The 17,216-nt window shown below is 34.0% G+C and carries 7 protein-coding genes and 4 pseudogenes; 7 read left to right on the top strand and 4 right to left on the bottom strand.

All coding sequences use genetic code 11. The annotated features are described in order from the left end of the window. Nucleotides 1-34: 34 nt before the first annotated feature. From Q0486_RS14065 to Q0486_RS14040, 7 genes and pseudogenes are all read left to right on the top strand, one after another. Complete coding sequence (locus tag Q0486_RS14065; protein ID WP_299234665.1) at nucleotides 35-2,695, top strand: sugar-binding domain-containing protein; 2,661 nt, start codon at nucleotides 35-37, stop codon at nucleotides 2,693-2,695. A gap of 263 nt (nucleotides 2,696-2,958) precedes the next feature. Next, nucleotides 2,959-4,590, top strand: coding sequence for an alpha/beta hydrolase (locus tag Q0486_RS14060; RefSeq protein WP_299234662.1), 1,632 nt, complete (start codon nucleotides 2,959-2,961; stop codon nucleotides 4,588-4,590). 291 nt (nucleotides 4,591-4,881) lie between these two features. After that, on the top strand, nucleotides 4,882-6,306 hold the full coding sequence (locus Q0486_RS14055; protein WP_299234659.1) for an arylsulfatase: 1,425 nt from the start codon (nucleotides 4,882-4,884) through the stop codon (nucleotides 6,304-6,306). Between the two features lie 270 nt (nucleotides 6,307-6,576). Beyond that, nucleotides 6,577-8,091, top strand: coding sequence for an arylsulfatase (locus Q0486_RS14050; RefSeq protein WP_299234656.1), 1,515 nt, complete (start codon nucleotides 6,577-6,579; stop codon nucleotides 8,089-8,091). A gap of 219 nt (nucleotides 8,092-8,310) precedes the next feature. Further along, nucleotides 8,311-8,666 (top strand): annotated as a pseudogene (locus tag Q0486_RS16165) (IS66 family insertion sequence element accessory protein TnpB). Beyond that, nucleotides 8,650-9,007, top strand: a pseudogene (tnpB, locus tag Q0486_RS14045) (IS66 family insertion sequence element accessory protein TnpB). The pseudogenes Q0486_RS16165 and tnpB overlap by 17 nt, the downstream one beginning before the upstream one ends. A 125-nt stretch (nucleotides 9,008-9,132) precedes the next feature. Then, a pseudogene (locus Q0486_RS14040) lies at nucleotides 9,133-10,691 on the top strand (IS66 family transposase). A 190-nt stretch (nucleotides 10,692-10,881) separates the two neighbouring features. On the opposite strand, the gene Q0486_RS14035 reads toward Q0486_RS14040, so the two are convergent. From Q0486_RS14035 to Q0486_RS14020, 4 genes and pseudogenes are all read right to left on the bottom strand, one after another. Then, nucleotides 10,882-12,828, bottom strand: coding sequence for a hypothetical protein (locus Q0486_RS14035; RefSeq protein WP_299234653.1), 1,947 nt, complete (start codon nucleotides 12,826-12,828; stop codon nucleotides 10,882-10,884). A 70-nt stretch (nucleotides 12,829-12,898) separates the two neighbouring features. After that, complete coding sequence (locus Q0486_RS14030; RefSeq protein ID WP_299234650.1) at nucleotides 12,899-13,780, bottom strand: alpha/beta hydrolase-fold protein; 882 nt, start codon at nucleotides 13,778-13,780, stop codon at nucleotides 12,899-12,901. Nucleotides 13,781-13,835: 55 nt separating this feature from the next. Further along, complete coding sequence (locus Q0486_RS14025; protein WP_299234647.1) at nucleotides 13,836-16,733, bottom strand: glycosyl hydrolase; 2,898 nt, start codon at nucleotides 16,731-16,733, stop codon at nucleotides 13,836-13,838. Between the two features lie 49 nt (nucleotides 16,734-16,782). Then, nucleotides 16,783-17,216: pseudogene (locus Q0486_RS14020) on the bottom strand (alpha-galactosidase); the annotation flags it as partial.

The following is a 17,216-nucleotide window of genomic DNA, read 5'->3' as shown; positions in this document are numbered from 1 at the left end:
TATATATCAATTATCATAAATAAAATTGTACTATATGTATATAAAATATTTTATAATATTGTTATTGCTGTCTTTATCTTTAAATATTTCATCGGCTGATTATGCAAATTTTTCAACTGCTGGATTTTATGAATTGCCAGGAACTGGCAGATATGTGTATTCAATGAATCTGGCATGGAGGTTCTATAAGGGTGATGTGCTTGGCATTCCTTATGCATTGGACTTTGATGATTCGTCCTGGGAAACAGTATCAGTTCCTCATGGTTTGGAATATCTTCCGATTGAATCTAGTGGTTGTGCCAATTACCAAGGAATCGTTTGGTACAGAAAGCGTTTTACACCTGAGGAGTCATTTATAGGAAAGAAAATTTTTCTTCATTTTGAGGCAATAATGGGAAAGTCGGAGGTTTATCTCAATGGCAAACTGATAAAAAAACACTATGGAGGATATCTTCCAATTATAGTTGATGTGACTGACTATTTGAAATATGGTAAAGAGAATGTTATTGCTGTAAAGGCAGATAATAGTGACGACCCTCTCTATCCTGTTGGTAAATCTCAGAGTCTGTTGGATTTTACGTATTTTGGAGGTATATATCGTGATTGTTGGTTGATAGTTCATAACGATGTCTTCATTACTGATGCCAACTACGAAAATGAGATTGCTGGTGGAGGAGTATTTGTGTCTTATGACAAGGTATCTGATAAAAATGCAGAAGTTAATATTAAGGCCCATATCCGTAACTCTTCCAGTAAATCTACATCTGTTAATGTCTTTTTTTCTCTTAAAGACAGAAATAATAATTTGGTCAGTAAGAAAAGTAAACAAATAAGTTTATCTTCAGGTAAGGCAAAGCATACTCTGTGCTCAATGTTTATTGAAAGTCCCAATTTGTGGAGTCCTGAGAATCCGTATCTTTATAATCTGGATATTATCATAGAAGATAATAAAGGAAATGTCATTGACGGATATAGACGTAGGATAGGAATAAGAAGTATTGAGTTTAAGCAAACAGATGGCCTTTGGATAAATGGTAAACCTTATAATGGCAAAATAATGGGTACCAACCGCCATCAGGATTTTGCAGTATTGGGAAATGCTCTTCCTAATTCACTACAGTGGAGAGATGCAAAAAAACTTCGTGATGCAGGTTTAAAGGTTATAAGAACACATTATGTTATTGATCCTGCATTTATGGATGCTTGTGACGAACTTGGATTGTTTGCCCTTGTAGAAGTTCCTGGATGGCAGTTCTGGAATAAAGAACCGATATTTGCAGAAAGGATATATTCCGATATTCGTAACATGATCCGTATTCACAGAAATCATGCGTCTCTGTTCTTTTGGGAACCAATATTGAATGAAACGAACTATCCAGATTATTTTGCCAAAAAAGCCCTTGAAATATGTGAAGAAGAATATCCATATCCATATAGTATAGCGGCATGTGACCATGGAGCCAATGGTGACAGTTATTATCCTCTCCTTCTTAGACCAATCGAAAGCAAACTTCGTACAGACAAGACTTATTTCATCAGAGAATGGGGTGATAATGTAGACGATTGGAATGCCCACAACTCTGACAGTCGTGTGTCACGGGAATGGGGTGAAATTCCAATGCTTGTTCAGGCGGAGCATTATGCTAACCCATATTATATAGAGGATTATCCTATCCTTTGTTATGAGACGATATGCCAGAAACCTTCTCAGATTGTTGGTGCATGCTTCTGGCATTCATTTGACCATCAGCGCGGCTATCATGCAGATCCTTTCTATGGGGGAATAATGGATGCTTTTCGTCAGCCAAAAACTTCTTATTACATGTTCATGTCACAGCGCTCACCGGAAAAAACAGAGCTCATAGCGGATAATGGCCCTATGATATATATAGCCAATGAATTAACCCCGTTCTCTCCTAGAGACATTACAGTGTATTCTAATTGTGACGAAGTGCGTCTTACAGTATTTGAAGGTGGTAAGGTGTATACTTATAAAAAGGACAAAACACATAAGGGAATGCCTTCTCCGATAATAAAATTTGAAAATGCATTTAATTTTATGGAATGGAAAAGTATGGCACGCTCTAAAAAACATAATCAGGCATATCTCCTTGCCGAGGGTTTGATGGACGGAAAAGTCGTTGCGGTACATAAGAAATATCCTGCCGGTCAAGCTGACCATATAAAATTGCATTTAGACAGTGAAACACTGGCATTGCGAGCTGACGGTTCAGATGTTATAACTGTTATAGCAGAAATTGTGGATAAGAACGGAAATGTAAAACGTCTGAACAACTCAATGATACGGTTTAGTATTGAGGGTGAAGGGCATTTATTGGGGGGTGAAGTCGCAGGAGTTAATCCGCAAAAGATTGAATGGGGAAGTGCCGTTGCTCTTGTACAGGCCACAAACAGGCAGGGCTCGATAAAACTCACAGCATCATTGGATGTTCCTGGAGAGTCGAGACCTTTGGAAGGTACAATAGAATTTGAAACTTTTGAAAGTGATAAGCGTGAATTATATTCAGAGAAGGATCTTAATTCGGAAATTGTTGATAATAAGTTTTACAATGATAATCCCAAGAAGAGTGAACAAGAAAAAGAAATCATCAGATTGCGAAAGGAGTTAAACCAACTTAAGGTAAAAGAGGTTGAGAAACAACAGCTACAGTTTGGTGTTGGTATTAATGACTAAAAGATAAATATAATATCGGGTATTATAATTTAATAAGTATGTGAAAAAACTTTATTGTTGGATAAGTCATTTTTCTTATCATATGAAAATAATATATTTGATAATAATTTAAAATAGTTTATAAATTGATTATGAATATACAAATGGTATTGTTGTCGTTTAAATATTTAAAGCGAACAAATGCAGCATTAATGTTTTCATTGTTGTTATTTTTATTACCGTGTAATGCGAGTGAATTACAAAGGTTATGGCCGGATAATAAAATGCCTGATAGTCAGTCACATCAAACTGTTGTTATATCAGAAGGAGCTAACCCTTTGGAATTTAATTTAAAAGAAGACAACATAGCTTATATAAAATGGTTTGATAAGCCTGCTGTAACAAATGGAGCGTGTATAGTATTTATATCTGGTGAAGAATATAATACAGGATGTGATATCTCAATGATAAAATCATGGTATGGAATATTCTCTAATCTTGGTTTTCAATGTGTGAATCTGGTATATCGTACTCCACGTCCAGAAGGAATTCCTTTTTATAAAACAGCTTGGGAAGATGGGCAAAGAGCTGTTCGTTTAATAAGGAATGAGTCAGTGAAACGAGGGTTTGATCCTGAAAAAATAGGTGTGGTATCAATGTCTGCCGGCTCACATTTAGCTTTATTATTGTCTACTAATTCTCAGAGTAGATCTTATGAGCCGATAGATAAAATTGATTCTATATCTTGCCATTTAAATTTTGCAATAATAAATTCTCCTGTTTATGTAACTACTGACAGTGAAAATGGCACACATGCATGGTTGCAAGGGTATGGTCCTGATGTAAAACTTTCCGAGTGTTTTCACTTCGATAACAAAACATGTCCAATAAGCCTTCATCATGGTGGGGCTGATGAGCATTCTCCTAATGGAAGTACGCTAATTTACAGGCAATTGCGTAGGATGAATATACCTTCTGAATTACATATATATCCGGATATGTATCATGGAGTATATGGTTTGGAATGTGGAATAGAGTTTCTTAGACAATTAGGCATTATGGGAGAGCTTAGTCCCGAAGAAAGTATAATGGACAGATATAAAAGTGATGATGACAGGAAAAATGTTATCAAACAAGCGATATGGCCTATAGGTAAGATACCGAATATGCAAGGACATCAGGTCATTCCATATATTGAATGGCACTTTCCGAAAGAACTGAAAACAAAATCTATACAAATTATATATAGTGGTGGTGCATATACGAATAATAACCCGGATGAATTTGAGGTTGCTCCTGTTCGCAGATATCTGAACAGACTTGGGATGGTTGTGGTAACATTGAAATATAGGACACCTCGTCCGAAAGGATTGCCAAAGCATATAAGTGCATGGGAGGATTTACAGCGTGCAATCAGGGTCGTTCGTTCTCAGGCTGCATATTATGGTCTAGATTCCAACCAGATAGGTATAATGGGAAGTTCTGCTGGTGGCCACCTTACTTTAATGGGAGTTACTTCTTCTTTACACAGATCATATCTTCCAATCGATGAAATTGACAATATACCATGTAATGTACAATGGGGAATAGGTATTTATCCGGCATATGTACTTACAGATGGTATTAATGGTATAAATACAAATAAAGGAAATAATGATGATGATGTTATAGTTTCAGATTTTAGTTTTGATATAAAGACTTCCCCAATGCTTTTTATTCATGGAGATGCAGATACGTATTCTTCTATGGGTTCTGTAAAAGTCTGGGAAAGAATGCGTAGTATGGGAATACAGTCTGAACTTCATACTTTAGCATTACGCAAACATTGTTTTCAGAGAAAAGCTAATCCAGGAACTGGAAGTTACGAATGGTTAGAGCGTATAGCAGATTTTTTACGTAGACAAAAAAAACTTTGAGAACTTTGATGGATTTTTTATATAAAGGTGAATATATAAAATGGGGGGTTGATAATAATATATATTGCTATAAAAAATATTCTTTTTCTTTTTTTATTTACTTATTGGTGTATTTGATGAAATATTAACTATTTTACCATTTTGATTTAGAACTATATTTTTCAGATTTAAATAGGTATTTTTCTACATGAAAATTTAGTGCAATTTAATATTACTTGTTTATAGGTTTGACCATCTTTAGTTAAAATATTCTGCAGTGATATTAATTTTGACTATTTTAATGAAGTATTTGTGGTTATAAATATTAATGAACTTATATTAGAAATGAAACCATATTATTTATTGTTATTTGCAGGAAATTGTTTACCTGTATTCTCTGGTACTATTGAGAATAATAAGGAAACTCCTAATGTTATTTTTATTTTAGCTGATGATTTAGGTATAGGAGATTTAGGTTGTTATGGACAGGATAGAATTAAAACACCTGCTATAGATTATTTGGCTAATAATGGAATGAAGTTTACACAACATTATTCTGGCTCAACAGTTAGTGCGCCTTCAAGATGCTCTTTATTAACAGGTAAACATACAGGACATTCTTATATAAGAGGTAATAAAGGATATATAGGAAAAGATAATCGTAAATATGATTTAAATTTGGCTGATGAGGAAATTACATTAGGTGAGATTTTCAAAATAAAGGATTATACTACAGCATGTATAGGTAAATGGGGATTAGGGGGACCGTCTGGAGAAGGACATCCTAATAATCAAGGCTTTGATTATTTTTTCGGATATTTAGGACAAGCAAATGCACATAATTATTATCCTGATCAACTTTTTGAAAATAATAATCCTATAATATTAGACAATAAAGTCTATTCACATGATTTGATAATTGAAAAAGCTCTTAATTTTTTGAACAAGAACTATGATAAACCTTTTTTCCTTTATTTAACGCCAACAATTCCTCATCAACATTTAATAGTACCTGAAAATGAGTTTTACGATTATGATGGGAAATTTGATGAACCTGCGACAAAAGGTAAAAAATATAGAAAAGGTTCTAAACCTCGTACTACATTTGCTTCGATGGTGACACGTTTGGACTATGGGGTTCAAAGTATAATAAATCTCCTGAAAGAGAAAAATATTCTGGATAATACGATTATAATATTTACTTCTGACAATGGAACACATGAAGAAGGAGGACACAATCCAAAGTATTTTGATAGTAACGGACCATTTAGAGGTATAAAAAGGGATTTATATGAAGGTGGAATTAGAACTCCTTTTATAATCCATTGGCCAGCTGTCATAAAACCTGGTTCTATATCTTTCCATGAATCAACTTTTTGGGATTTTATGCCAACAGTATGTGATTTGATTAATGTTGAAAAGCCAAAGAATATTGATGGTATTTCATATTTGCCAACAGTGTTGGGATATGGGAAACAGAAAAAACACGATTATTTATATTTTGAGTTTCATGAGCGTGGTGGTAAACAAGCCGTTATTAAAGATAGATGGAAACTAATAAGATTAAATGTTAATAAACCAGACGAAGAAGTTTACGAATTATATAATCTTAATGCTGATCCTTCTGAAATTGCAAATGTATATTCTTTATATCCAGCAATTGTAAAAGATTTAAAGAATATCATGAACAAATCTCATATCAGGAATGAGAATTGGCTTTTTTCGTATGAGAAATAAATTTTTTGTTCATTTATATTAAAGTTTAAATGTGAATAAATTCTTTTAGATCGTCTTATACATTTTTTGTTACTTTTAAATTGCAAGTTTTGTACTTTAGAAACTTAAGTGCATTATAAATAAAAATTAACTTTGATATTAAAATCATGTTGTTTTAAAAAATACTTCTATCAATGTAACATCTTAATATCTTGATGTAAAATTATAATACTAAATTAAATAATAATGAATTATCCAACTTTGTTTGGGTTTTAAACGGAAAGGAATACCATGAAAGATTTTAAGTTTTTTACAACAGCCTTTATTTCTACAATTGCTGTTGGGCAGGTTTATGCTACTGAACAGAGGAAAACTCCGAATGTAATATTTATTGTTGCTGATGATTTGGGCTATGGTGATTTGAGTTGCTATGGTGAGAAAACAATTAACACACCTAATGTTGACAGACTGGCAAATATGGGAATTCTTTTTACGGATGCTCACTCTGTTGCTGCAACTAGTACTCCATCCAGATATTCTTTATTTACGGGTTGTTATAGTTGGAGAAGGGATGATACTGGTATTGCACCTGGAGATGCAGGTATGATTATACGTCCGGAACAGATTACAATAGCAGATATGTTTAAATTAGCAGGATATAAAACCGGTGCTATAGGAAAATGGCATCTGGGGCTTGGAGACAAGAGTGGTACACAGGATTGGAATGGTACAATAAGTCCGGGACCTCAGGATATAGGGTTTGATTATTCATATCTTATGGCTGCTACCGGTGATAGAGTTCCCTGTGTATGGATAGAAAATACAAGGGTTGCCAATTATGACTCGGATCATCCTATATATGTAAGTTATAAGAAAAACTTTCCGGGTGAGCCGACAGGAAAGGATAATCCGGAACTACTAACCAAGTTACACCCGTCACACGGACATAATCAATCTATTGTAAATGGCATTTCTCGTATTGGCTATATGAAGGGTGGAGGTAGAGCTTTGTGGAAGGATGAGAATATAGCTGATACTATAACAGCAAAGGCGGTACAGTTTATTGAAAAGGAGTCTGATAAGTCATTTTTCCTGTATGTCGGAACAAATGACGTACATGTTCCTAGATATCCACATGAAAGATTTCGTGGTAAGAGTGGTATGGGCTATCGTGGTGATGCTATTCTCCAGTTTGATTGGACAGTTGGACAAATAATTGAGGCATTGGAACGTAATGGAATATTGGAGAATACCTTGATAGTCCTTACAAGTGATAATGGTCCTGTGATAGATGATGGCTATAAAGATCAGGCAAAGGAACTTCTTGGTTCTCACAGGCCATGGGCTCAGTTTAGAGGTACTAAATATAGTATATATGAGGCCGGAACACGTGTCCCCTTTATTGTAAGCTGGAAAGGAAGAATAGCAGAGGGGACTTCTAAGGCCCTTATTTCTCATATAGACTTATTTGCTTCTATGGCTGCTTTGGTAGGCGTTTATATTCCAAGAGGGGCTGCAGGTGATAGTTCTGACCAATTGAAAGCGTTATTGGGTAAGGATAAAAAAGGACGTGAATATGTTATAGAGTCTGCTCATCAGTTGGCCGTAACTACGGGGGACTGGAAATTTATAATGCCCAGAATTCAAAATACCAAACAAAATTCAAAATACTCACAACAAAAGAGTAAAGGTGAACTTTATTGTTTGAAGAATGATATTGCAGAGAAGAATAATGTAATAGAGAAATATCCGAAAAAGGCTGAGAAATTGAGAAGTATAATTGACACGGAATTGAGTAAATACTAATTTTACAGAAGAATAGCCGATAAGTCTTAGGATATATTTTTAATATTAGAAACTCACTTTAATGTTAAAACTATGTTAGCAAAAGAAATTTTATTTGCTTCTCTATATAGCAGTATTTTTTTATGTAAATGTTGAAAATTTGGAAAATAGTAAGCATCCGATAAAATACACATTGTAGCTCTAAAAACTCTTCCATTACTTTGCGATCAAAAAGTAGTAATGAAACGATCAATGAGTAAAGAAGAGTTTTTAGCGCTATATAAGCGCCAACAGTCCAGTGGACTAACAATAAAGGATTTCTGTGATAATGAATCTTATTCCGTATCTGTTTTCATTATTGGAAGAAAAAATACGGTTTGAGTCACCCCTATACCAAACATATCGAGCCAATTGGTGATTCGTTTATTCCTCTTAATATTAATCATAGTCCTACAATTTCCACCTCATTATGTGGTGACAGGCATGTAACCATAGAGCTTCCATTTGGTATAAAGATACATCTTAACAGTTTGAGTAATACTGAAATTATTTATGGTCTGATCAGTAAATTATGTAGTCATGTTCTGTCTGAATGATACGATGCGATACTTCCTATGTTCCGGCAAGACAGATATGCGCAAGGGAATAAATTCTCTTTGTGGAGTAGTTCATGATAAAATGGGATATTACGTCCGGCTTGGCGATGTGTTTATCTTTGTAAACAACCATGAAACTCCTGTATGCAGAAGTTGGAGGTATGGTATTATACGTTAAACGCTTTGAAAAAGGTACATTCAGACTTCCTGCCTATGATAGTGAAAGCCGTTCCTATTCCATGGAATGGTGCGATCTGGTAATGATGGTAGAAGGTATAACTGATAATCCGAGTGAGCGGCTCAAACGTCTTAAAGCCAGTCGAAAAGATGGTTTTTATTAATTCAAAAGAGCCTCAGAAACTTGTGTAACTGCATGGTTTACCGTATCTTTACATCATAATAAGAAACGAAAAGAATGATTCAAGCAGATACGTTGGAATTAATAATCAAGTGGTAACAGGAGCAGATAAAGGGATTCTGGAGACTAATCGTACCCTTGTCGAATCAAATCAGCAACTTATGGAACAGACGAGAGATCTGCAACAAAAAGTGCAAGAACTCCTGTCTCAAGTAGCCTGGTCAAACAGACAGCTTTTCGGCAGAAAGAACGAAAAACTCGCGACCTTTGATTCAACCTGCTTTTCCTGTTTGATACCTTACCTAATCCAAGGCCGGAAGAAACTGATCTTACAGAGACTGATTCAGTTGTCAGGATATGCAAACCTGACGGAAAGAAAAAGGAATCCCGTCGTAATAGGGAACTGTTAGATGGTCTACCTGTTGTAGAAGTTATTGTCGAACCTGATAATGTGAATCTGAATAGTTATCGTCGTATAGGTGAAGAACGCACACGTACGCTTGAATTTGAACCTGGAAAGTTATATGTTAAAGAAATTGTACGTTCCAAATACGGACTCAAAATAATTTAAGTTTTCCCAATGAAGGTGAAAGTGGTGTTATAATAGCACCTCTTCCACCTTCTCCTATATACAAATGTCTGGCAGGACCTTCCATGCTGGCTGAAATACTTCTACAGAAATATGAATATCATGTACCGTTTTATCGTTAGTTAAAGGAATACAGGCATATGGGTGTACGATTGCCTGAAAGTTCTTTAAGCGGTTGGTTTAAGTCGGTATGTGAGTTGTTAAGACCTCTTTATACGGAATTGTTAAGGTTCATAACAGGCTGAGGCTATGTTCAGGCAGATGAGACAACAGTACGGGTCATTAATAAAGGGAAAGGAAAAACTGATAAGGAATATTTATGGTTGGTCAGGGCTGTTATGGAAAAGCTGGTCATCTTCAATTATGATGACGGTTCACGATCTGGACAGACAATCAAAAATTTATTAAAGAACTTCAAAGGATATCTTCAAAGTGACGGATACAGTGCCTACAATACGTTTGTGGGTAATAAAGACGTGTGCCTTATTGCTTGCCTTGCCCATATCAGGCGACATATGGAGTTGGCACTGGATGAAAATAAATTACTTGTTGAATATACCCTTAAACAAATACAGGAATTATATCATATTGAACAGGTTGCAGATACTTAGAAACTAAATGCCGATGAAAAATGTGAACTCTGTCAGCGTTTAGCCGCACCAAAACTTGACTCCTTTGAAAAATGGATGGAACAGACTTACGGTAAAGTATCACCAAGAAGTCGTATGGAACAGGCTATTACCTATACTTATCCTCTTTGGCCAAGAATGAAAAATTATCTGAAAGAAGGAAATCTGAAAATTGATAATAATTTGGCGGAGAATGCACTAAGGCCACTGACTCTGTCCAATAAGAACTTTCTCTTTTGTGTTAACCATGAGTCAGCCGAATATACAGCAATTATATGCTCACTATTAGCTACATGTAAGACACAGGAAGTTAACCAAAGGGAATGGCTGAATGATGTAATAACCAGACTTCCATATTATCTGGAAAAAGGGTCTGGGAAAATGTTCGTGAACTTCTTCCGGATGTTTGGAAGTTGGAGAAATCCAATACAAATCCAATTGGAGTTTAAATATTTATGTTGAAGAATAGAACTCGATATTAGCTTTTGATTAAAGTTGATATCGAGTTTTCTATTTTATGAGAAATACAATGTGTACTTTATCGAATGTTTACGCTTTTTTGAAAAGAAGCCCGCCATTGACGTGAATATTGTCAATGACGGTCAACTGTCTATTTTTTTATTTTATTTCGAACTCACGTTAATTTACATCCTCTGCGTACTTCAATTTTACAGTATTTTCACTTATTACATCTCCTTTTTTCCAACTATAAGAGCCCTTAATCCTATTTAAAATAAGATAATCAAAAACTTTTGAGCGAAACCATTCTTTAGCGCAAATATAAATTCCGTTAACTGGTTTTAAAGTACTTATTGACATTCTATCGTCTATTGTAATTTGAGTTCCTGACAATAATTCATCATTACCTGACAAAGAAGAAAATCTAAATTCTTTATTATTATTTTTAACTGTTCTATATCCTTTCTCTTCAATCCAATGCGGATGATTCAGGATTCCGAAAGATAATGTTGAAATTTCTTCTGTTTTTACATCTGCCAAAGCCTGTAATTTTTCAGAAATTATCAATTCTCCATTATCATTAGAGGATACATTTAGATTTGAAAGTATTGATTTTCCATGTAAAACTTCAATTTTAAATTTAATGCTGTTAGATAATGTATCTATATATATTGACCTTAACTCAACCGGTAAGCTCTTTTTATCACCTTGCAATCGTACATTACCAATACAATTCTTCCAGTCAGGAGCCATTATAGGATCCTTACTCCATGACATTGACTGAATTTGTATTCTTTTTCCCCAAGCTATACTATGGACTGAATTTTTTAAACGTCGGATATAAAACTTTCCATTTGGGTACATACGTGAGACATTATTATCTGGTTCTAACTCTTTTAATGGAGATGCCAACATTAGCATCTTCCAACAATCAACAAGACCTAATCCAGATAATGTTTGAGAAGAAGGGAAAAAATTCTCATTCTCACCATATATACGTTTATCAATATGTCTTGACTGCATCTTCTCAATAACATCCAAAGTAACCCTTAACCAATATAAAGCCACAGGATCTTTATAATAATAAAGACAAAAGGCATGAATATTTGCCCAATCACTGTGACGGTTTATTGCCCAATCCTGACCTGTAGGATATAAAAAACCACCTGAAGGCAGTAACATCAGTTTCAATTGTTCATAAATTTTATCAACATTAAACATACAAGCATCAGTTGGTACACGTCCTGAAGCAAGGTAATCAATCATTATCTCACCTTTTAATGTACATGCAGTCATATAATCAGGATGTACTATCCCATGATTTTCTAGAGTATAATCATTATATATATTTGCACCTTCATAAATATCCTTCATACGGACACCATCTATTATAGCTGTTGAAAAACTATCATTAGGACATACATAAGAAGATACTAACCACCGCTGTAATGATTTATCCCACAAAACGACATTAGGGTTATCAGGCATTAATAATATTGCAGATGAAAGTGCACCTGCATTCCAAGCATTTTCTTCTGATTTACTATCATTTTTTAACGAATATGGTGGATCCAATTCAGCAATTCTGTTAGCTTCAACAGAAACCAACTTTTTAATACCTAAACGTATATCATAAGGCAAATCATTCCAGATAGTAGCTGCTCCCTGTGCCAATTGATGTGTCCAATGAGCCGACTGCCAACTCATACCCCATTGTTTGCCATTATCAAATGTCAAATTACCTGTTTTATGTACACTAATCAAATAGCGCATCATAGGGACAATTACAGTATTCAGAAGTTCATTACGAGATATGCCTACAATATTTTCATCATAATCACCAAAACGATATAGAAATGAAAATATAGCAACAGCTCCGGTATTTGGACGGGTAATATGTTCTTCCACTCCTTGTGACTGTGTTATAAGCTTATAGTTAATATTACCATTCCATGGTTTAACCAGTGTTAATAAATAATGAGCCTGATTTTCAATTAGTGAATAACATTTTTGAACATCTTGTTCATAACAATTACTGACTACCTTATCCGGGAAATTATATGTTACTTTAGAATTAATGTCAATTATAAAAAACAGGCAAAATAAAAAAACAATATAAAGTCTCATTTTGATATAAAAAACATACACAAAATAAATTAAATTATAAATAATATCATCTTTTTAGAAATAAAAACATCTATATGCCTGAATCTAACATTTTATTCAACCAATTTCTTACATTCCGACTTTCTGGCAAATCGAATGCAGGCCACAAATCAGTATGGGCACTTTTAAAATATGAATTTGGTATATGAGGAAATCTAAAAGTCACATTTATTGGTTGGTAACTGAATTGACCTTTATTTTCAACCCCCATTGATTTCAGACTATCCTGATAAGATTGTTTATCAATTCCATTATACGAAACATACCATTCTCTTCCATGAACTCGAGAAAGCCTTTTTATAGCAGATGCTCGATATTTCTCATAAGGAGTTCCCCAAGTTGTATTTTTCCATTCTCTAAATCCATCAAAATGGTCATGAGAAATAAACCCTTTCCAATATGAAGCTATCTCATCGTCATATAAACCAATATAACTGACTCCTATAGCCCCTCTGGAGAATCCACATAAAAAGAGATTATCCATATCTACATTATATGAACTTGAAATAGATTTTATCAAATCTTTCAAATAAGAGACAGTAAGCTTCTCATCACCCCACCACAATACTTGATTTTCTTTTCCTGAAGTAGATATATACGGAACTACAACTACAATAAAATCCCTTTTAAGGCATAATGAAAGGGCAAAATGTGCTTCTTCTACAGTTCCATTACCATATGTCCACTTATTACCTGTCAATTCAAATAAAACCGGCATTTTTTTTTGTTCAGAATAATTATCTGGTAATGCAATCAAATGATGTACATCAGTTCCTTCATATTGTTTTAGTTGATACCTTTCATAACAAGTATACTTTAAAGAATACTTGTCAAAATACTGCTTCATTAAGAAATTATTTGCACGTACAAATAATGAAAACATCAAAAATATTAGAAATAAAAATCTTTTCATTTTAATATATCAAAATAGTTAGATAAAAAACACCAAATCCTAATAACTTTTTAATTTATTTTGAATAGAAATTCACAGTTACTGGTCCTGGTAAACCCGACGGAACTAATGGCGAATCAGCTTCATAATGTTTCCATGTACTATACGTTATCCTTTTACGGTTCTTAGGCATTTGATCTGATCCATATATCCAATCTGGTAATTTTATTGCTCTATTTTTTTTAAAAATATCACCTTTAGTATCATATTCAACATTATCAGGTATAGCTTCATCACCAATAATACGATTAATCCAAGTATTTGCTACACGAATTTCAATTTTATTATTTCCAGATCGTATTACATCTGTAATATCTACCACATAAGGTTTTGTCCATACTGTTCCAAGTGATTTATCATTAATAACTACTTCTGCTATATTATACAACTCAGGCCCTAAATCAAGTTTTATTCTTGCAGATTTTTTCAATATATCATCATCTATTTTAAATACATTCTTATATACTCCTGTACCAGAATAGTATTTAATCCTTTTATCATTACTTTCATTCCATAAAAATAAATTATTTGTTACTATTGGGGTCGTAATACCCTGCCTTTTATCTATAAAATCAATCTCCCATCCACAGTCTATAACAGACTTCAATAATAATTGTGGATTTCTATAATTCTGTTTCTTAGACTCTATTTTATCTTGGGATTTATCACGGAAAACAAAAAATGCCGAGCCATATGGCGCAAACTCATATGGAATAGATACTTTATCTCCATCTATAAAATTAACAGAAGGCTCATAAACCACTCCCGTAATAGGATCCCATATTTCCGGGAGACGTTTATTTATACGAAATAAAATATCTAACCGAATTTTTTTCTCTGTCTGATTTGTCAAAAAATAAATATCTTCAGTATCAGAAACTCTATGGATATGATACATCACATCTTTTAGATCTACATTACCATAATATACATCAGGCTCAATATTCATCAATTTTATCAGCTCAGAGGCTTTTGTTTTCTGATAAATCACACCATTTCCGTACTCTTTTCTATATTTTGTTTTTCCATTAAGCCCACCCCACATTTTATTAATCAGCATATCAAATTCTGATTGTTTTTTTATACTCCAATTATATTCTGACGGAATTCCAACTGGTGGACATCCTGATATAGTTGCACCTTTCTTGACTAAATCTGAAAGAAGTTTAAGAGTTTCTAGATCCATCTTAGAATTTTCGGCTAAAACCAAAACCTTAAACTGCATACCGCAAGGTAAAACTATATCACCATTTATTACTTTTGCCCCATGAAGACTTTCGGGATATATAATTTGATAATCATAACCAGAAGGTAATGCAACCATATCACTAGAAAAACTATAACGTATATCATTATGAAATAAAAAGCCTACATCAGCCAAAGTCTTACCTTGCTGAAGCAAATATTGCGAACGTGTAATATAAGAGAACCAATCCTTAGCATAATTCCACCAAGTAAGATGACGACTAAAAATCGTTCCATATCGCCCCATGGTAAATCCTGGAACTACATGATCGAAAGGTTGATGTACATAAGTATGAAAACAATAACGGTTAACTCCACTAGCAAAAGCCAAATCTCCACCTTTTTTCATTCTCCATGGAGTATTTTGCCATTTACCATTATCAGGTGTGGAAGTATATGCCTCAGCTGCTATAATCTGTTTGTTCTGTACATTACCTAATGACGCTGTCAATTTAATGCGCGTCATCCTAGGTCTTGTATCAGGAGTCCAAAATTCATTCATTGGTATATCAATATAGTCAATTACACTTTGTGGACTTATTGGTCCTCCTTGTCCCTCAGCATAAACAATAAGTTTATTTTCATTAGCTAATTTTTGCATAGTACCATAATAGTTTTCAGCCAGCATAATATCAAGTGTACGTCTTATATCGTATAATACCCTTTCACTTTTATCAACATTTTCAATATACCTACCTGTGTATAAAGGAAGCCATGATAATATATCATAACCATTTAATTCTTTAAATTTATCAGGAAACTTTGAAGTCCAATTCTGTTGACCTGCCTCATAACTGTCAAACAATATGCCTTCAAATGTATTACCTAAATATTTTTTTGTTGCTTTCAGTAATTTCCCTAAACTTTGGTCAAATTGAAAAGCCACAACATCAGCATCAAGTTTATCACATTCATAACCTTCTCCCCCCCATGCATTAGGATGTGATTTTCTACCTGCTGATGTATAACCAAATCTAATTATAGTCCATTCCCCTACAGGAGCATTCCATTTCAGCTTTTGATTTTCATCAAATTTATCAGTCAAATCTATAATCTGACTACGTGGAATAGCGCTACAGATAGGTGACATTTTACTCCCCTCCAATGTTACATTTGTAGCCATCAATATCTTCTTATTTTTATCAACAATCTTTTCCGGTTCATATTTAGCAGGAACTGCAAGTACCGCTATATCCTGATAATAATTATCCTGAATTTTCGGCTTAGGTACTTGTATGTAAATATTCTTTCCCCCGATAATATTAATCTCAGAAAAAACCAGCTTTTTCATTGAGAGTTCAGGAGTTATCCACGGTCCACCAGAGCCAGACCACCCGGCAGAATTCATTGCTACAAATTTCATATCCAATGAATCACATATTTCAACTGCATATTTCACATAATCTATCCACTGATCTGAACCGTATTTTAAAGGACCTTTAGGAAGATAAATATGCACATTAAACATCTGCACACCACGCATTCCATTTTTATGCATAGCAATTAAATCTTTACGAATGCCTTCTTTTGTCACATTTCCATTAATCCAATGCCACCACGTCATAGGACCATATTCTCTGGAAGGATTTCTAAATACATCTTCTGATATCTGTCCTTCTGATAACACAGGAAAGCATATCAAAAAAAATATTAATAACATTTTCTTCATATTCTTTATATTTTAATTACATGTTTTACTGTTTCATAATAGCTAAACTTCATGCGTGATAAAGGGTAAAGCAGTCAATATCAGGAGTAAATGTAAAACGACTTCCTATTTTTATATTATTATATCCCTTATGTAACTCAACCCAAACCTCAACCTTATTCACACCTGTTGAACGATTCGATTCAAGCTGCTTAATAACGAACATATCCCCATTTACACTTACTTCAATACACCTGTCGCTAACAGAAGGTTCACGTATTCCTCCACGACCTTTCTCTGAAGGGACATAATAAAGTGTCATCTTATATTTCCCTCCATTTTCACTGTAAACCTTATCCCATAAAGCATAGTTATCTTTGTGACCACCCAAATTTGTTACAGTCATACTTCCTGAAGCCGATTCAAATGGCATGAAAGTAACACTTCGCTTACGTTTGGCCAAATCATCAAAATCATTCAGGAAAGCATGTTCTGCTTCATAAA

The sequence above is a fragment of the uncultured Bacteroides sp. genome, assembly GCF_937912035.1.
In the GTDB taxonomy this organism is placed as follows: Bacteria; Bacteroidota; Bacteroidia; order Bacteroidales; family Bacteroidaceae; genus Phocaeicola.
Note: the sequence above shows the minus strand (reverse complement) of the source record. Positions and strands in the feature narration are given on the sequence as shown.